The organism is Undibacterium sp. Ji50W, assembly GCF_049340445.1.
Classification (GTDB): Bacteria; Pseudomonadota; Gammaproteobacteria; order Burkholderiales; family Burkholderiaceae_D; genus Undibacterium.
In genome coordinates, this window is sequence record NZ_JBMPOX010000004.1 from 238,943 (window position 1) to 257,687 (window position 18,745).

The 18,745-nt window shown below is 49.6% G+C and carries 16 protein-coding genes; 6 read left to right on the forward strand and 10 right to left on the reverse strand.

The annotated features are described in order from the left end of the window. Positions 1-188 precede the first annotated feature (188 nt). Together ACO0K9_RS09600 and ACO0K9_RS09605 are read right to left on the reverse strand one after the other, a co-directional pair. Complete coding sequence (locus ACO0K9_RS09600) at positions 189-2,342, reverse strand: exo-alpha-sialidase (RefSeq protein WP_422984205.1); 2,154 nt, start codon at positions 2,340-2,342, stop codon at positions 189-191. Then, positions 2,339-2,467, reverse strand: coding sequence for a hypothetical protein (locus ACO0K9_RS09605; protein ID WP_422984207.1), 129 nt, complete (start codon positions 2,465-2,467; stop codon positions 2,339-2,341). The genes ACO0K9_RS09600 and ACO0K9_RS09605 overlap by 4 nt, the downstream gene beginning before the upstream one ends. Positions 2,468-3,666: 1,199 nt before the next feature. Here ACO0K9_RS09605 and ACO0K9_RS09610 point away from each other — a divergent pair. The 4 genes from ACO0K9_RS09610 (at position 3,667) to ACO0K9_RS09625 (ending at position 11,504) form a co-directional block, all read left to right on the forward strand. Then, positions 3,667-4,548, forward strand: coding sequence for a TonB-dependent receptor plug domain-containing protein (locus tag ACO0K9_RS09610; protein WP_422984209.1), 882 nt, complete (start codon positions 3,667-3,669; stop codon positions 4,546-4,548). A 23-nt stretch (positions 4,549-4,571) separates the two neighbouring features. Beyond that, positions 4,572-6,707, forward strand: a complete 2,136-nt coding sequence (locus ACO0K9_RS09615) for a TonB-dependent receptor (protein ID WP_422984211.1) — start codon at positions 4,572-4,574, stop codon at positions 6,705-6,707. A 124-nt stretch (positions 6,708-6,831) separates the two neighbouring features. Then, a complete protein-coding gene (locus ACO0K9_RS09620) occupies positions 6,832-8,520 on the forward strand; it encodes a DUF5597 domain-containing protein (RefSeq protein WP_422984213.1) in 1,689 nt (562 codons plus the stop codon). Between the two features lie 95 nt (positions 8,521-8,615). Next, entirely contained in the window at positions 8,616-11,504 is a 2,889-nt protein-coding gene (locus ACO0K9_RS09625; RefSeq protein WP_422984215.1) for a TIM-barrel domain-containing protein, read from the forward strand. Here the strand turns inward: ACO0K9_RS09625 and ACO0K9_RS09630 are convergent. After that, positions 11,488-11,793, reverse strand: coding sequence for a hypothetical protein (locus ACO0K9_RS09630; RefSeq protein WP_422984217.1), 306 nt, complete (start codon positions 11,791-11,793; stop codon positions 11,488-11,490). The two genes, ACO0K9_RS09625 and ACO0K9_RS09630, sit on opposite strands and share 17 nt — an antisense overlap. Positions 11,794-11,844: 51 nt before the next feature. Beyond that, on the reverse strand, positions 11,845-12,420 hold the full coding sequence (locus tag ACO0K9_RS09635; protein WP_422984219.1) for a TetR/AcrR family transcriptional regulator: 576 nt from the start codon (positions 12,418-12,420) through the stop codon (positions 11,845-11,847). A gap of 167 nt (positions 12,421-12,587) precedes the next feature. Between ACO0K9_RS09635 and ACO0K9_RS09640 the strand changes: the two genes are divergently transcribed. Both ACO0K9_RS09640 and ACO0K9_RS09645 read left to right on the forward strand, forming a co-directional pair. Beyond that, positions 12,588-13,478 carry an alpha/beta hydrolase gene (locus ACO0K9_RS09640; protein ID WP_422984221.1) on the forward strand — a complete coding sequence of 297 codons (891 nt, stop codon included), beginning with the start codon at positions 12,588-12,590 and terminating at the stop codon, positions 13,476-13,478. A gap of 62 nt (positions 13,479-13,540) precedes the next feature. Then, on the forward strand, positions 13,541-14,470 hold the full coding sequence (locus tag ACO0K9_RS09645; RefSeq protein ID WP_422984223.1) for a LysR substrate-binding domain-containing protein: 930 nt from the start codon (positions 13,541-13,543) through the stop codon (positions 14,468-14,470). Here ACO0K9_RS09645 and ACO0K9_RS09650 read toward each other — a convergent pair. From ACO0K9_RS09650 to ACO0K9_RS09675, 6 genes are all read right to left on the reverse strand, one after another. Beyond that, a complete protein-coding gene (locus tag ACO0K9_RS09650) occupies positions 14,463-15,092 on the reverse strand; it encodes a 2-hydroxychromene-2-carboxylate isomerase (protein WP_422984225.1) in 630 nt (209 codons plus the stop codon). The two genes, ACO0K9_RS09645 and ACO0K9_RS09650, sit on opposite strands and share 8 nt — an antisense overlap. 10 nt (positions 15,093-15,102) lie before the next feature. Next, positions 15,103-15,984, reverse strand: a complete 882-nt coding sequence (locus ACO0K9_RS09655) for a CmcJ/NvfI family oxidoreductase (RefSeq protein WP_422984227.1) — start codon at positions 15,982-15,984, stop codon at positions 15,103-15,105. A gap of 154 nt (positions 15,985-16,138) precedes the next feature. Beyond that, positions 16,139-16,729: a DUF4291 domain-containing protein gene (locus ACO0K9_RS09660; protein WP_422984229.1), complete on the reverse strand. Its 591-nt coding sequence runs from the start codon at positions 16,727-16,729 to the stop codon at positions 16,139-16,141. A 19-nt stretch (positions 16,730-16,748) separates the two neighbouring features. Continuing rightward, positions 16,749-17,285, reverse strand: coding sequence for a protein-tyrosine phosphatase family protein (locus tag ACO0K9_RS09665; protein ID WP_422984231.1), 537 nt, complete (start codon positions 17,283-17,285; stop codon positions 16,749-16,751). Next, a complete protein-coding gene (locus ACO0K9_RS09670) occupies positions 17,278-17,832 on the reverse strand; it encodes an RNA 2'-phosphotransferase (protein ID WP_422984233.1) in 555 nt (184 codons plus the stop codon). The genes ACO0K9_RS09665 and ACO0K9_RS09670 overlap by 8 nt, the downstream gene beginning before the upstream one ends. A 14-nt stretch (positions 17,833-17,846) precedes the next feature. Continuing rightward, the gene (locus ACO0K9_RS09675) at positions 17,847-18,701 is read right to left on the reverse strand and encodes a TIGR02452 family protein (protein WP_422984235.1); all 855 of its coding nucleotides are present in this window, start codon (positions 18,699-18,701) and stop codon (positions 17,847-17,849) included. Positions 18,702-18,745 lie beyond the last annotated feature (44 nt).

The following is an 18,745-nucleotide window of genomic DNA, read 5'->3' on the forward strand; positions in this document are numbered from 1 at the left end:
CAACAAGGTACACCTATGCACACTTTGTGCATTCTGGGTGCCGTGGCATTACATTGTCGATCTCATCCAGCCTGACTATACCAAGACATTAGGATTCTACTCAAGGAAATGATGAGCTTGGAAATATTGAACAAGGGACAAAGCAGCAAATTGATCACCTGAATGTTTGCCCCAGCAATCCAGACAATTTAACAACCGTCTTGTCCTGTCACCGGTGCGCCATACACGATTCCGCGTCCAGCTGTACTCATATACACAGTACCAAACTTATTCATGTCACCCACCACAAACTGACCATCTCCAGGCCCGCCATATTGATGTGCATCGTCGTTGATGCGCACCCAGCTCGCTCCAACATCTTTCGAGCAGAACAGACCGCGAGTACCCGCAACAGTACCCCATATGTAGACCGTGGGGTAGTTTGATCCCGCTGCCGCCTTGCCAAATCCCACAGCCGCCGCATAACTGACCTTGTTCAAGTAGGCAATGCTTGCTCCCGAATCAGTAGCACGTGCCAGGCCACCATCATATAAAGGCAACCAGATATCACCTTCCTGTCCCGGGGCAGCACGCATCAGCTTTGAACTTTTCCCTGACGAGATTCTGGCCACTTCAGAGAAACTGATGCCCGCATTTGTACTGACTAAAAGACGGTCACCATGTAATGCATAGAATTTATTGGCGTTGACGGCATCTGCAACCGGTCTCGCATTGCTGACATCGAGTCCGGTAACCGCGGTCCAGCTCACCCCTGAGTCAGTTGAGTAATAGCTGCTTGTTGAGCCTTCGGGGCTATGCAATATAACTTTTCCATCGGCACTGATAGCGACCTGGCCATTCTTTCCATTCATGCTTGTGGTCTTTGTCCAGCTAATGCCCATATCTGTCGATATATACATGGCACCGCCTACGCGCACGATCACACGCGGGGCTTGCGTTGCAAAAGCCAAACCGGTTGTGGTACCCATTGTTGGTGAATTGATGGTGGCGTACTGTGCCACATCAATATGACGGAAACCATCATAGTCGCCTATCGCAGAAATGACAGGACCGCCGGGAATACTGATTAAATTTAATGGCACTGTTTCTTCCAGATTCGCGACATTAAATTTCCATGTCGCAGGCACGGCGTCTATATTTGATGTCTTAAAAACGCCATTGCCGGAGACCACCATCACGGCTTTGGTGTCAAAGGGGTCGAACTCGATGCTGCCGGCCCAGTGAATAGAATTAGCCTTTATCCACGCTATACCATTAGCGTCTAATGTAAACCCGCGTGCGTAAATATCAATCCAGGTCTTGCCACCATCCGTGGTCAGGAAAATCTTGTCGCCACGGCCACCAGATTGAAAGTAATTGATTGTGGAGACAATAATACGGCTACTATTATTGGGATCAACAGAAATACCTGCATAAGCACGATTCAGCCTGGGTGTGATATTAGTCCAGTTGCCGGTAGATATTTTATATTTCCAGACCTGCCCCTGATCCATGCCCTCGCCATCGCGACTGTTTCCCCAGGGGCCAGCACCGTTGGCATAGGTAATAATGAGGTCGTCATCTGCAATCACTGCGCGGTGTGGCATTAAAGCGCTTGGCCCGCCCGTGACAGCCGTAAATGTTTGGCCAGCATCTGCCGACATGTACAGATTGTCACCTGCAAGACCATAACGGGATACACCCAAAAATAGTCTTTGTGTGGCTTTGTCCGAAATGCTGTGTGGGTCCAGCACCACAAAACTTATGCCATTGCGATTTGACGTGGTGTTGACATCCAGATTGGCGAGATGCTCCCAGGACAAACCACCATCGACACTTTTGAATATCCCGTTGGCACGCGTACCAGCGTATAAGATATTGCCGTTGGCGGGGTCTACTTGCAATTTCTCGCCGGTATTGCGACCCATGCCATTGCCATCTGCCTTGAACTGCTTGCTTACATCAATTTTTGTAAAAGTCTGGCCATAGTCGCTGGATTTTAAAATGGCGCTACGGCCGCCATTCAGATAGCTAATACCTGCCAGCAGATATACCTTGTTGGTCGCAGTGGGATCAATCGCGATGGATTCGATACCCAATAAACCTGTTTCCTGGTCAGAGACCCAATCAGTCAATGGAATCCAGCGCGAATGCAGTTTATCCCAGCGATAGGCACCCCCAACGTCAGTGCGCGCATAAATTAATCCCTGCTCTGTTTTGCTTGTGATAATTCCAGACACAAATCCACCACCACCAATGGCTACGCTGTTCCAGTGGTAACTCTGGGCGTTGGCGATATTACATGCAGCGATGACAAACAATAGTCCCAGGCAACGATGGATATACACCAAGACAGTTTTCATGCTTGCTCGCTGAGCTTTTCATTTGTTGATTTCGCCAAGATTTTTGCCTGCCTCTTCAAAGTAAAGTAATGCATCTGACACCATGCTCTTTGACAAAATCCCAAGGGTATCAATGCTTTTTCCATGTGCAAGCTTCCTCATGTGCAGAGCTTGGACTTGCAATGAGAGCGCATTAAGGCATACGCAAAACCGCAGCAGCGGCGTTGCGTCACGTGGCCAGCACATGCTTGGGTATTTATTGACTATGTCTCACCATATTTATTATTGCGCTTCTACAGATGCGGAGTTTGCATCGTCCATAGTAGCGCTTTAATCAATTCTAAATCGGCTGTAGTTCACTGCAATTGTGAAAACCACCAAGCAGGCGAATGATATTCAGGCTTGATAAGATGCGAAAACGGCTGGGGACATTGGATATGCCGCTTCTTCTGTTTGATCAATTTTGGCTCTTGCCAGAGCGATAAGTGCCTGATGATGCAAGGGTATGGCAGATGGAACTGGCGCGGCGCTCCTGATGTTTGTCATTTCGGGGAGGAGTATTGATTTTGACGCAATTAATGTGGTTTTTAAACATACGCTTCTGTATTTATAGTTTCTTTAGTACGGCTAGGAGCTGCATCGCAGCTGGGGCAGTTTTGCGTAAGTCCGGACAATATAAATTGCCGTGACAGACGTAGGAAGGCGCTCTGGCTGAGGGCGGGGCATTGCGGTAACACCACGGGAGTTTGCCTGCCAAATCGCGCCTTGCCGAATATCATTCGCCTGCTTGGTGGTTTTCACAATTGCTACGTCATAGTCTAGCTTGTAATTTATGACAAACAAAATGAATGCGTAGTATGGTCTGCCATGGTCATGCTGCCAGCATCAGCTGGAACGCGATAAACGAGTGAGACAATTCAATGAAAATTAAGAGCACGTGTTATTTGGCCCATCGTCGGTAACGGCGATCGGGTCATCTTTTCCCTTTTTTTGCAGTCGTCCATTTATGCCCTGCATGGTCGCAGTAGGTGTATATGTTGTTTTGTCCGGCGTCAATGCGCCCAGCCGATAAAAAGCGGCGAATCATGACGCAGGCATAAAATTTTGTCGTATATCGGCACGTGGATTTTTTTGCCAAAAAATGGAAACGTTACCAAATTGAATAAAAGGTTTTTACGGATGAATTGTCCGGTTTTTACTTTATCAACCAGCACGATCTAATGAGGGAGGTATTGATTTTTCAATTTCAAATTTGCAGAAAATTTGCAGTAAATAAGGCATGTGAAGAGCGTAGAAAATCCAATAGATAAAAAATCGCAAACCGAGTCAAACGGGGGAAGACAAGATGAAACAATATAATAAAACCGCTATAGCACTGGCAGTGGCACAGATTGCTTTGATGTGGAGCAGTGCAGTGATAGCGCAAGTGGCTCCAGCAACTGGCGCAGGCACTGCGCCTGCAACCAGTGAACCTGCAATTGTTACTGTCACAGGGCAGCGTGCAGCATTGAATTCAGCGCAGAAAATCAAGCAAAATTCTGACGAAATCGTCGACTCGATTGTTGCTGACGACATCGGCAAACTGCCAGATCGCTCGGTGACAGAAGTCTTGCAGCGTGTCGTCGGCGTGACCATAGACCGTACCATGAGCAAAAGCGATCCCGAGCATTTTTCGGTGGAAGGATCTGGTGTCTCAATTCGCGGCCTGAACTATGTGCGTTCAGAACTGAATGGTCGGGATTCATTTTCTGCCAATGGTGGCCGCTCTTTGAATTTCGAAGATGTTCCGCCTGAGCTGATGGCCGGTGTTGACATCTACAAAAATCCTTCTGCAGAACAGATTGAAGGGGCCGTCGGTGGTCTGGTCAATCTTCGTACTGCGCTACCGTTTGATTTCAAGGGGATGAAGGCGGCGATTTCCACGCAGGGAACATATTCTACGCTTAAAGGCGGCAAGACTTCGCCTTCGATTTCAGGCATGTTCTCTAACCGCTGGGATACCGGCATTGGTCAAATCGGTGTTTTGGTTGACCTGGCCTATTCAGAAAGCGCGACCCGTACCGATGCGTTCCAGGTAGAACCATATTATCCACGTACAGACGTTGTGGATGGAAAAACCGTCTGGATTCCCAAGGGCGCTCAGTGGCGGACGCTGGAATTTGATCGTAAGCGTGAAGGGGCATATGGCGCACTGCATGGAAGAATGCTGATGTCCAGTCTTCGCTGACAGTCTTCAAATCGCGCTATAAAATGCAGTGGGATGAGAATGCGATCTTCGCCCAGTCCAGCCCTTATAACATCAACGTCAGCAAAGATGCGACGTATGATGCCAGCGGTAATTTGCTCACTGGCACACTCACCGATCCTAAAGACGGCGGCATTAATTTTGGTGGTGATACAAGATCAGCCAACCGTCAATCAGAAACACAAGATGTATCCTGGAACCTGCGCTGGAGGCCGACCAATAGCTGGACCTTGACATCAGATTTCCAAGTCATCCGCGCCACCACACAGAGTTTCGATTCCACTGTTGCTACAGGGATACAGCTGCCGAAAGAAAAGCTGGATTTGTCCGGCAATATTCCTAACTTGATGTTTGACGCTGCGGACAGAGCCTATATGGCTGATCCCAACAATTATTACTGGGCGTTTACCATGGAGCATAAGGACCAGAGTGTCGCGCATGAGAAGGCCTGGAAGGGGGATGCCAAATATGAATTTGATCACTCTGTGCTGCGCGACATTCGCTTTGGTGCCCGCCTCACTGATCGCGATTCCCTGACGCAGAATTCCAATCCCAGCTTTAACTGGTCTCCCATTTCGCAACCATGGCAACTTGGCTGGAATATCAGCAAGCTTGCCTCACTTGGTGATCCGCGCTTCAGTGGCAATACCAATCTTCATGTCTTTGACAATTTCTTTAATGGTAAGGTCTCTGTGCCATCATTGATTTTCCCTAATGTGGCGTTGGCTACGGGCTATCCTGACAGTTATGCTGCCTTGCACAAGTACCATGACATTTTGTGTGCAGAGCAAGTCAAGGCGCAGGGTTCGGGGAGTTGCGATCCCTGGGTACCGGCAAGCTTTGGCACGGACCCCTCGGGTACCAACAGTCAGAATGAAAGGACCAAAGCTTTTTACAGCCAGCTTCGCTTTGGCTTTGATGACCTGAAATTTCCGGTTGATGGCAATGTCGGTGTGCGATATGTAAGTACGGATGCGACAGCGCACGGTTACACGGTCTTTAAATCGACTTTGCCGACCATACCTGCCGGTGCCACCGTCGCCGGCAGTATCGTGCCGAATATCCCGGTTTTTGCCAAGGATCAGAACTACACTAATTCGTACAGCAATGTTCTTCCCAGCCTGAACCTGAGGATGAAGGTCAGTGACAAACTGCAGTTCCGGTTTGCTGCCGCTTCTGCCATGTCACGTCCTGATTTCAGTCAACTGCAAGGCTACACCGCGCTTTCGGAAGACGTTAATACAACCACTACCACCGTAGGCAATGTCAGTACCGTGAGAGTCAACCAAGTTAGTTTAACCGGGACAGCATCCGGCAATCCCAACTTGAAGCCCGCCACTTCCAATCAGATTGATCTCACCGCGGAATGGTACTTTGCGCCAGCTGGTTCATTGACGGTTGCCGTTTTTAACAAACGACTTAAAGATATCATCATCAATAGTGTGTATAGCTACCCGATACCGGATGCGACCGGGACGATGCAGAACTTTACCGTTACCGGACCGATTAACGGTGCCAAGGGTACGGCACGCGGCATAGAAGTGGCTTATCAGCAGTATTTTGATAAGCTGCCTGGCTGGATGTCAGGGTTTGGGATACAAGCTAACTTTACCTATGTAGACAGCCATCAGGATTTGTATAAACCAGTTAATCAGGCTTATTGCACAGGAACTAATACAGCGGATAATTTGAATCTGAACCTTAATGGCTGTGACACAAACGGGCAAACTTTTGGCAATTTACCGTTGATCAATTTGTCGCGTCAATCCTACAACCTTGCGCTTATGTACGACAAAGGGCCCATATCCGCTCGCCTGGCCTACAACTGGCGTTCCAAGAGCCTGCAAGCGGTTAACGTCAATGGTACACAGGGTAGTGACGGTACGGATACCAATCCTGCCAGCCCGACTTACGGTCAGCATAACGTAACCTGGGGTCTGCCAACCTGGGCTGACGCTTATGGTCAGCTGGATGCATCCATCTTCTACAAAATCAATGAACAATGGTCATTTGGTCTGGAAGCACAGAACATCAACGACGCCCAGTTTAAGCAGTTGATGGATCAACATTCAGGCACGAAAGGCAGGGCCTGGTTCGTATCAGGTCCGCGCTACACGGCGCAAATGCGTTACACGTTCTAAAAAGAAAAAGGTGACTTCTGCCGGTCTGGTTTTCAGATCGGCAGATCTGTCATTGCATCCTTGTTTTTTCCTGGTGATATCAATTGATATCACGTGAAATCTATATAGACAATGGGATCTACGCATGAATAATGCTACCAGCCATCTCCTGACTTTTTTAAGCGTGCTAACCCTGGCTACCAGCAGCTTGGCAGTCGAGCCAACTGTGCCAGTTGTGCCAACTGCGCGTGCTGCTAACCAACCACAATTGATTCAAAAAGACGGACGTTATGCTCTGATGGTTGATGGCGCTCCTTTTGTGATGCTAGGTGCGCAAGTACATAATTCTAGCAATTATCCTGAAGCGCTAAAGAAAGTCTGGCCTGCTATTCAGGACATGCATGCAAATACGGTGGAAATTCCGGTTGCCTGGGAACAGATAGAAACGACAGAGGGAAAATTTGATTTCAGCTATGTAGATACGCTACTGGAACAGGCACGTCAACACAAAGTACATGTAGTGTTATTGTGGTTCGGGACCTGGAAAAACACAGGGCCGCAATACACGCCTGAATGGGTCAAGTTTAACAATCAGCGTTTTCCGCGCATGATGGATAAGAATGGCAAAGTGAGCTATTGCCTTTCACCTTTTGGTGAAGAAACCTTGAAGGCCGACAAGAAAGCCTTTGTTGCATTGATGAATCACATCAAAACCCGTGATCAGCTACATCATACTGTCATCATGATGCAGGTGGAAAATGAAGTTGGAACCTACGGTCTGGTGCGGGATTTCAGCCCCCAGGCACAGGTCAGATTCAAACAAGACGTGCCGCAAGCGGTGCTGGATCATAAAAAATCCCCGGTTGCTTTAGCTGCAAAAGGCAGCTGGTCAGAAGTATATGGCGATTATGCAGATCAATATTTCCATACCTATGCGATAGCCAGCTATATTGAAGAAATTGCCAAGGCAGGACGTGCGGTTTATGACTTGCCCATGTATGTCAACAATTCCTTGCGTGATCCTTTGGAGCCTATGGCACCCTGGAAAGATAATTTCGCCAGTGGTGGCCCGACCTATGATGCAATCGACATTTATAAAGCCGCCGCACCCCATATCGATATCGCTGCGCCTGATATCTACAGCGCTGATTCAAATAAATTCAAGGCGACCCTTGATCGTTTTCAACGTCAGGACAATGCCCTGATGCTGCCGGAAATGGGCAATGCCGCCGAATATGTCCGGTATGCCTACCTGGTTTTGGGTCGTGGTGCTTTGGGCTTCTCTCCCTTTGGTATCGACTATACCGAATACAGCAACTTCCCTTTAGGTTCAAAGATGACCGGCAAACCTATGGTTGAACCGTTCGGCAAGATCTATGCAGCTTTCAGGCCGATGGAGCGGCAATGGGCACAGTGGGCTTTTGAAGGTCGTACTTACGGCGTTGCAGAAAATGATGCACGTACAGACCAGACGATCAGTCTTAAAAACTGGAAGGCCACGATCTCTTTTCGTGAATGGCAATTTGGTGACAAAGGGATGTTCCCAGGTATAAAGGACTTACCTGAACATACAGATATACCTAATGGCGGGGTCGCTATTGCCCAAATCAGCGACAATGAATTTATCATCATCGGGCAATATGCGCGAGTGAGAATTGACTGGGCAGGCGCTAACGATGGCAAGACCTCCATGTGGGGCCGGGTGGAAGAAGGGCATTATGATGCCTCTGGAAAATGGGTCATGGAACGCAATTGGAACGGTGATCAAACCGACTATGGACTTAATCTGACAGGTACCCCGGTGGTCCTTAAAGTCAAAATGGGCATGTATTAGAGCCATAGTATTAGATCCATAATATTAGCGCCACAAGAGCCATACAAAGTGCCACTGAAGATCAGTGCTGCCAAAAAAATACAGGAGACAACGCAATGCGAATTAAACCGATGACGACTCTGGCCTTAAGCTTTGCCCTGGCGGCGGCTAGCCATGCCCGGGCGGGCAGTTTTGAAAAAAATGCCAGTGGCATCGTGGTAAAGCCAGACCATGGCGTGGTGAAGGAAATCAGACTGGAAGTCATGCGCGACAATATCATTCATGTCCTTAAGCTGGACCAGCCAGGCAAACAACTGACGCCTTCAATGATGACCGTTGCTACTCCCTGCGCCTGTAGTTTTACCGTTACCAAATTGGAACAGGCCAGCGAGGGACCGGCGGTCAAGCTCGATGCCGGCAAGATATCGGTCAAGGTATCACTGACGACAGGACGGGTGCAGTTTTACAATGGCAAAGGTGAAATTTTCCTGAATCAGTCATCTGAAAGCCTGACCCCCGTTAACGTAGACGGGCAAGCTTTCCTGGCCATCAAGGAAGCGTTTAACCCCGGCACCAAAGATGCCTTTTATGGCCTTGGTCAACACCAGAACGGGCAGATGAACCTGAATGGGGAAGACGTACTCCTGGCGCAGCACAATATGGATGTGGCTGTCCCCTTCGTCGTGTCAGACAAAAATTATGGCATCTTATGGGACAATAATTCCATATCCCGGTTTGGTGATCCCAAGCCCTATGGTCCCATGGGGCGCGATCTGAAACTGCTGGACGATGAAGGTAAGTCTGGTGGCCTGACAGCACGCTACTATGTCGGGGGCAAGTTGGTGTTGACCCGTCATGAGCATGATATTGCCTATCAGTTTCTCAAGGACGTGGCCGAAAACTGGCCAAAAGAAATCGGTGCACTGAAAGACCTGAAAGATGTCAAGGTTGTTTGGGATGCCAGCCTGAGTTCTGATAAAAACGGTGTTCACAAGATGCAGTTGTACGCTTCTGATTATGCGACTTTAAGTCTGGATGGCAAACAAGTTCTCGATGTCTGGCGTCAGGGCTGGAATCCCTGGTACCATAATTTTGAAGTGAAATTTACCAAGGGCAAGCCAGTTAAGCTCCATCTGGAATGGAAACCCGCTGGCGGTATGGTCGCTATCACACATAATGATCCCTTGCCTGAGCCAGAGCGCCATTCTCTGACCTTCTCTTCCGAGATCGCGCAAGGTGTCAACTACTATGTGATCAATGCCGACAATATCGACAATGTGATAGCTGGTTACCGTCATTTGACTGGACAGGCACCGATGATGCCGAAATGGGCTTACGGTTATTGGCAATCGCGCCAGCGCTATGAAACCCAGGAGCAGATATTAGACACGGTTCGCGAATACCGCAAACGCGGTTGGCCGCTCGATAACATTGTTCAAGACTGGTTTTATTGGCCAGAGAATGGTTGGGGCTCGCATGACTTCGATAAGGCGCGCTTCCCGGACCCCAAAGGCATGGTTGATGAAATCCACAAAAACCATGCACGCGTCATGCTTTCTATCTGGGGTAAATTTTACTCCAACACCGATAACTATAAAGAGTTCGAATCCAAAGGACATATGTGGACCAAGAACGTCGAAAACGGCGATCTGGATTGGGTCGGCCCGGGTTACAAAAACAGTCACTATGACCCGTATACAAAAGAAGCCCGTGACATATATTATCGCCAGATAAAGAGCAAGCTTGTCGATTTGGGTTTTGATGCGTGGTGGATGGACAATAGTGAACCTGACATTCTGTCTAATACACGTCCGCAAGACTTTAAAAAACTGATAGGGCCTACCGTTTACGGTGCAGGTGAAATCACTTTTAATTCCTATAGCCTGATGCATACCAAGGCACTGATTGATGGCCTTAATCGTGATCAGCCCGATACCCGACAATTCATTCTTTCACGCTCAGGTTTCGCCGGTATTCAGCGTAATGCGGTTGCTGTCTGGAGTGGCGACACGGTGGCGCGCTGGAACAATCTGTATGATCAGATTTCGGCAGGTGTAGGGTTTTCCATGTCAGGTATTCCCAACTGGACACACGACATCGGTGGCTATGCCCAGGAAAACCGTTTCCAGGTAGGTGACATAGGTTCTGCGCAGGAAAATCGTAGTGCAGGTACCAATAAAGTCAATTCTGACGATCTAAAAGAGTGGCAGGAATTGAACTTGCGCTGGTTCCAGTTTGGGGCCTTTACACCGCTGTTCCGTTCACACGGCGAAGTCGTCAAGCGCGAAATTTATAATATTTCACCAGATGGTTCCGACATGCGCGAATCCATGGTGTGGTATGACAAGCTTCGCTATCGTTTGATGCCCTATATTTATACTGCAGCCTCAGACATTTATTATAGTTCCGGTACTATCATGCGTGGCCTGGTGATGGATTTCCCCAAGGATGATAGGGTCAAGGACATCAAGGATCAATACCTCTTTGGTCATGACTTGATGCTTGCTCCCGTCTATGTCTATGGCGCACGTGAACGCAAGGTGTATATGCCCATGGGGGCCGCATGGTACGACTTTCATACCGGTGATATGTATAAAGGCGGCACCACCGTTACTGTTAAAGCACCTGTCACCCGCATCCCCTTGCTGGTGAAGGCCGGTGCCATCTTGCCTATGGGGCCAGTAACACAATATGTTGATGAGCATCCAGACGCACCTATAACGCTGAATATCTATACAGGCGCTAACGGGCAATCCAGTCTGTATGAAGACGACGGTGTCACCAAGGCCTATACACGCGGTGAATTCAGTCGTATCCCGTTTAGCTATGATGACAAGAATGGCATAGTCACCATTGGCGACCGTAGTGGGCAATACAAGGGAATGGTCAGCAAGCGCCAGTTCAAGATACATTTCATCAAAGCTGGAATCTCCAGTGCAGAAAGTCTCGACAATGCTGATAAAGTTGTGGTCTACGAAGGCAAGGCAATCACAATAAAGAAATAAATTCCTGTAAGATATTTTTCAGGTAAAGTTGAGTAAATTTGTGAATGATCAGGCGGTAGTGGTCAGGCAGGTTTCTTGGTATAAATCCGGTACCAAAACGCATTTTATCCTTGTTGATAAAATGAGTTCTGGTCTGGCGCAAGGCATGACCAGCACTAGTGGACTGTAACAATTGAAAACAGAGTGCCTTCCGCTTGCGCGACGACCATGGCTGCGTTGCAAATGCTCGCGATAGTTCACTATCGCTGTGCATAAGTGTTAACCTTGCCTTGCCCTGATCGCCGGGCAAGCGTCTTTCACTTCTGTTTCAAAGTTACAGTCCACTAGCCTGGTGATGGCACTACACCGCTTTCAGTATGAAATTGCTGGTGTCACGCAATACCGCCTTGGTTTTTGCCGGGCTATCCATCATGCGTGACAGCAGCAAGCCACCTATCATGGATGCCAGCACGGCGTGTGACTTGGCTTCCACATCATCCACACCTTCACGTTGCAACTGAGTGCTGATCAGGGTCAGCAGATTATTCACGCCTTGCTGTATGGTTTCCTTGCCTATGCCCTCATGTCGTATGGCCTCCGGGCCCAGGGCGGCGATGACACAGCCCAGGCCCGGGTTGTCGCTGTGGGCCTTGCTCAGATAGCTGCGTACCAGGGTGCTTAAAGCTTCTTCGTCGGGGGCGGCGGCAATTTTACGTTGCAGTTCAGCCTGGGTGACTTCCAGCGCTGCTGTGCAGGCTTCGGCTATCAATGCTTCCTTGGATTCAAAGTGCTTGTAAAAGCCGCCGTGGGTCAGGCCAGCTGCATTCATCAAATCCGCCACGCCGATGCCGTTGATGCCGCGCTCGCGATACAGGCGCGCAGCAGTCTCGACGATGCGCTCTCTGGTTTGCGCAGCTTGTTCACGTGAAGTTCTCATGGCTTTATTCCGGTTGAGCGATCATGACAGCGGCAGCTTTGAATCTGCCCGCCAGGCATGTTGTCGCTGTTTGTCGCTATTTGTCGCGATATTTGACACAGGTTTCTATTTTAGATGATAATCAGCATCTATAAGATTATGTTTATCATCTAATTGAGGGGTTTGGTATGAATAAGCTGGCAATGAAACAAGGCGATGTTCTACTGGCAACACCTGCACCGTCATCGACACCACCCTCCAGGCCAACGACAGAGGCGGTGTTGCAAGCCCTGATCACGCCGCGCAGGCTGGCGACCAGCGACGATGACAGGATGGCTTTGTCGGCCGCCAGGCCCTTCAGTGTTGACCACGCCGGGCTGGATCTGGTGGCCTGGCGCTGGGGGCAAGAGACTGACCCTACAGTGCTGTTGTTGCATGGCTGGGAAAGCCGGGCCAGTCACATGGCCGCCTTTGTAGCGCCGTTATTGCAGGCTGGTTATGGCATCATTGCGCTGGATGGGCCGGCACATGGCGAGTCGCAGGGTGAACTCACTCATGTTGTCGATTATGGTAAAGCTGTGTTGGCATTGGCAGATCAGTTTGGATCGCCGGCTGCCGTTATCGGCCATTCTGCCGGATCAGCCGCCAGCTTGTATGCCTATGCGCATGGCTTGCGGGTTGCTGCCAGCGTGCAATTATGCGGCCCGGCGTCGCTCAGTCGCGTGGTGCAACGTACTGCTCACCTGGCAGGTCTGAATGCGGAAGAGGCGTACGCACTGGAACAGCAGATGGCGATGCATATAGGTGCACCATTGAGCGACGTGGACCTGTCAGTTCTGCAATCTGGCTTCTTGCACCCCGCGCTGATCCTGCATGATCCGGAAGACCGCGAAATGCCCTACGAAGAAAGTCGGGCCCTGGCAGCCGCCTGGCCACAGGCTCAATTACGTCCTGTGGCTGGCACCGGGCACAGACGCATCCTGCGTTCGCCTGCTGTTGTGGATGCTGCAACGGGTTTCATTGTCGAACATGGTAGCAGCAAGCTGAACATGCATTTTTCCGGTAGGCAGCTTGCATAGTCAGCGCTGGCCGGCTATGCTTGGAGTTGTTTCAACTTCCAAATCAGGCATGCACGATGGGAATGTCATTACCCTTGGTTCAATTGGTTTTTCTGGATCAGCTCAAAGGCTTTGTGGCAGTTGGCAGACGCATGAGTATCACGCATGCAGCAGCCGACCTGTGCCTGACGCAATCAGCGGTCAGTCGCCAGATACTGACACTGGAACAGCATCTGGGCGTGAAGCTGCTGGCACGGGGACATCGCTCCATCGCCTTCACTGCAGATGGTGAGCGCCTGTTCCGCAGCGCCGATGCAGCCATCCGGCAGTTGCAAGACATCATGGGCGACATCAGCAATAGCACCCAGTCCAGAGCGGTGACCATCAGTGCCAGTATTGGTGTGACTGGCTTGTGGCTGTTACCCAGATTGAATGCATTTCAAAAACTACATCCGGGTATCGATATACGACTCAGTGCCAGCAACCGGGTGGGCGACTTGAATAAGGAAGGCATTGATCTGGCGATACGCTATACCAATGCCAAACTTGCGCCTGGCAATGCAGTGCGGTTGTTTGAAGAATCCATTGCGCCGGTTGCCCATCCTTCCCTGGCGATCAAACCCAAAAAATCCGGCAAACTGACGGTTAAATGGCCGCTGCTGGAATTTGATGAAAGCCAGAAATCCTGGTTGTCCTGGCATGACTGGCTGGACAGGGACGATATGCAGAACGCCAAAACCCAGGGCATCCTGCGCTTCAATCAATATGATCAGGTGATACAGGCCGCAGTGGCAGGGCAGGGTATTGCGCTGGGCCGGCTGGAACTGATCCAGAATCTGCTGGATGACGGCAGGCTGGTGCAGTTAATGCCGGCCAGAACGCAAGGTCAGACCGGGCATGCCTACTGGCTATTGCAAGCGCAGGAAACACCAGGCACAGAACGCCAGCAAGTCATGCACTGGCTGATGGATGAGGCCAGTAAAACCAGAGAGTGGATATTGCCTGTCAACTGATGCAGCCAGCATGTTCCTTGCAGAACAGTAGCGCATCATCCATCCTGTCATTACCCCAAAACATCTCGTCGCCCACCAAGAAAGTCGGTGCACCAAATATACCTTTGGCGATGGCAGTTTCTGTCTGTCGGCGTAGCTTCAATTTGTTTTTATCCGAGACTGCCTGCTCAAGAATATTTGCTGCTGGCAGGTGCATGGCAAGCAGTACTTCCATCACCACTTCTGCATTATCGATATCACGATCCTGAGCGAAATTCAATACCATCATGCGCTTGCAATACTCGGCCATCCAGGGTTCGTCGACAGCAAGCGCTGCCACTCGCAAGGGCAATACGGCAGAACGCGGAAAATTGCCCGGTTTCTTCCATGGTAAGCCGTATTTAAGGCATAGTCTTTCCATGTCCCGCCACACGTATTCGCCTTTGGCCTTTTGCAACACGAAAGGTGAAGTCGTCCAGCCAAATGAGTGAAACACGGGGCCAAGAAGAAACGGCTGCAAGCGTATTCTGACTCCGGCTCTTTCTGCTTGCTGTTCTATCCGCATGACGCTTAGGTAACTGTAATTGCTGCCAAATTCAAACCAGAAATCGATGACAGGCAAAGCGGTAATCGCGATATCCATGGTGCAGCTTTCAGTAAATGACCAGGCAGCGCAGTTCTATGCTTTCACGCGGCCTGGCGTGTGCCGGGATATGTGGGTGATCAAATGCAGCATGCGGGGTGAAGCGGCTACAGCCATTGAATTGCGAATCATATTGCTTGAAGACCATGGCCTCATGCGGCTCCATGCGTGAAAAATAAGACCAGTGGTGACGGGCCGCGAAATTGACCAGATAGATTTCCCCAGTCCGGTTGGGGTACCTGACATCGCAGGACACCAGGTCTTTTTGTTCTACCGTACGGGCATCGCAGACCGCCAGCGGTGTATCCAGTACCGTGTTGCGAATGGGGCGCCAGATATTCACGATACTGTAACGGCGCACCTGTGCCAGTTCTTCCACATCCTGAATCACCAGGTCCAGGCGTTTCTTGCCAGAGGCTTCAGTATAGTCATTGTGGATGCGGCCATTTGCTGCAGCCATGCCATTTGCGGCTCTTTTGCCAAAGGACAGAGGCGTGTTCGTCGCTTCGCGCTTGCGCAACAGATGGTCGAAGACATACGCCTTCCTGGCACCGGTAGCTGCCAGGGCCAGTTCCCGCGCTTCTTGATAATACACAGAGCGAATTTCCTCCAGATTCAAGAAGTCCTTCACAGAAGTCGCCGCATCCCACAACTCAAACCCTTCGCGCTCCAGTTGCGGCGCACTATCTGCCTGTCGGGCATCATGGATGCTGATGGAACGTAAATCGTAGTCAGCACTTTCCCATGGGATGCCTGGCGGTGGCTGGAAGGTATAACTGCAGGGCCGCGTGCCTGAGGGAATGACATAACTCATGCTGGCGACGACCAGACCATCATCTGATGATGGTTTACCCTGAAACTGATATAAGTTTTGTTCTGTCTGGACAATCATGGAAACTCCAATAGTAAGATCAGGAATGAAATACATAAGCCGGGCGTGGCGTTGTATTTCTTCAGTTACTATTGAATCCCATGCCGGGGGTGTACACAAACGACATTTTTGCATCTCACGTATTCGTACAAAGAATGTGAAATACAATTGGTGATCAGGCCGAGGTATAAACCGCCTCATAAGGAATGACAAGATTCTCAAACTCTTGCACGTGCTGACGCTGTTCTCCGACAAAGGCAGTGACATCTATAATTTCGAGTATTTCTTCACGACCATACCTGCGCAGTGCGTCACCCCTTAAACCCAGCTGTACAGCACGACGCTCAACGCACAAACCAGCCGGGTCGTGATCGGGGTCCCATTGCAAACGCACATCAGAATCTTGCACGGCCTGTTGCCAGGCTGCGTGTGTCGGGTAGGTGTTCAAGTCAAGGCTTGAGCTGACGGCGTTTTCCAGCAACTCGTCAAAAAATGTACGTTTGATGCGCAAGGCCAGTATGCGTTCTTGCCCCGGTTTCTGCGCCCAGCCGGAGCGGAACATCATCCATAGAAAATTCGGTTTTATCCAACTCATACGGTTATAACTGAATTCGCCGCCAAAGTATTGATGCTGAACCGCGAAATTGGCAATTTCATGCCGGTAAGCCTGATAGACAATGATAGACGTGTCATCGAATTGCGCCATGACATGCTTGCCTGACTCTGGCCATGACGGGATTTGTTCGAGATAGTTTTTAAATTTCATTTTTCCAAGTCACGGATGTTCATTTGTGTCCCTGATGCGTATTCCAGTTCATTACCCACGCCAGTTGTTCCGGCGTCTCTGGCGTATTCGGCCAGCGGTCTTTCTTTTCCATCTGTTGCCATAGCAAATCCAGTTCTTTCAGTGCTGCATGGCTATCTTCCCTGGTTTGTGCCAGATAGCATGCGATGACCATACAGGTACGACCTATGCCACCATAGCAATGAACATAGACTGCACCCTGTTTTTCCAGTGCCTTGTTCAGGCTGTGCAGAATAGTGTGCATCTGCTTTGGTGATGCCGGTATGCTTTTGTCTGGAATCGCAAAGCGTTCGTGCCTTACTTGCAAACCACGCAGGTCTGCCAATGCCATGAGCTGATCAAGGTAAGGATGTAATTCCCCTGTTTCCGTCAGATCGATAAAGTGTCTGACGCCACAATCCAGAAAATTTTCCAGCTTGCGCGCACTGATAGCGGGGTCTATGGCACCCGGGTATTCACCAGCAAGCAAGTGCCCGGCTTGCACCCAATAAGTATTTTTGTTCGGCCGCTTATGCATGATCTGTGTTTCTTGTCAGGTACTGCGGCGGCACCGTATCGCACAGCCATACACCGTTGGCAGACAAGTAAAAGGTATGCCCGGCATCATGCATGGCTTTTGCGCGCACTGTCAGTATGACCGGCACACCGTGACGTGCGCCTACCGTCTTTGCAGTCTCCTGTTTTGCTGACAAATGCACGTGGTGCCTTGAACCCGGACGCAGACCATCTTTCATGATGGAGGCAACAAAACGGCTTGCCGTACCATGAAACAGAATTTCTGGTGGCGTTGTTTGGGGTAAGGCCAAATCAACCTTGACGGAATGACCCTGATTCGCGCGTATCATCAAGCCGTCTTCACTGATGGCAAAGCGTTGCTTGTCCGAGGTTTTCACGGCTTCCTGTACATCTGCCAGTTTGATCGACTTTCCATGCAGGCCAGCTTGCCCTATCAACTTGCTGATGCTTGTCCATCCCTGTTCATCCAGTTCTATGCCCATGCTCTCAGGCTGATGGCGCAAAATGAAGCTGAGAAATTTACTGATGTCTTTTGTTGTTGTTTTCATTTTTTTTTTTGCTTTCAGAAATTTTTAAATATTGCCTCGAACGCAGAATAAGTTCCGCTATTGCTTTTATCCAGAACGGCAAAAATTATTTTTTCAAATGCGCCATGGAATGGCGCATCAGGCGATGTGGCATTTGCAAAATAGATTGCAATGTCTTTCGGATCGTTGGCAAACACACCGCAACCCCACGCACCTAAAACCAATTGCTTGTGCCCGTGCTGTTGTGCCAATGCTAAAACCAGATTGACCCTAAGTTGCATGATTTCTGCAACTTCCTGCAGGCGATGCGGTTCATTTTTCTTCAAAGCGCCAAGATTAACTGCCGGTGCAGTAATAAAAGAGGCGAGATAAGTACTGTCCAGTAATGCATAGTCATCACCACGGAATACAGGAACACGTGGAGAATAAATCATGTCGTCATGATAGATGCTTGAATGCATATTGCGATTCTTTTCATACATCGCGGTCATTTGGGCAATGCAGGGATACAAGCCGGACGATTTCGCCAAACTTTCTTCCTGGGCTTCCGATCCACCCAAAAAACCACCACCCGGGTTTTTTGCTGATGCAAAATTCAGGCAGAGAGGGTTATCTGCGCCTTCTTCTATCAGGCGATTTGTTGCAGATAAACTGGTTTCGTTTTTTACTACAACCTGAGTCGCGAATCTAGGTTCATTCGTCATTGTCCCCAATATTTCTTTCAAAGCATCTGCTGTGTAGTGTTTGGACGCTAGTATCGCAACTGACAAATCTTTCTCAATGTTAACTTGGTGCCCATGTAGATTGGTATAGCTACCGCGCGCAAAGATATCCAGACTATCCCGGGCAATATCTGCTCTTTGTTTCCTATTGACGGATGTGGTTTTCATTTTTATTGCCTTTCTTTTTATACTTGCACATGCAACTATCATTG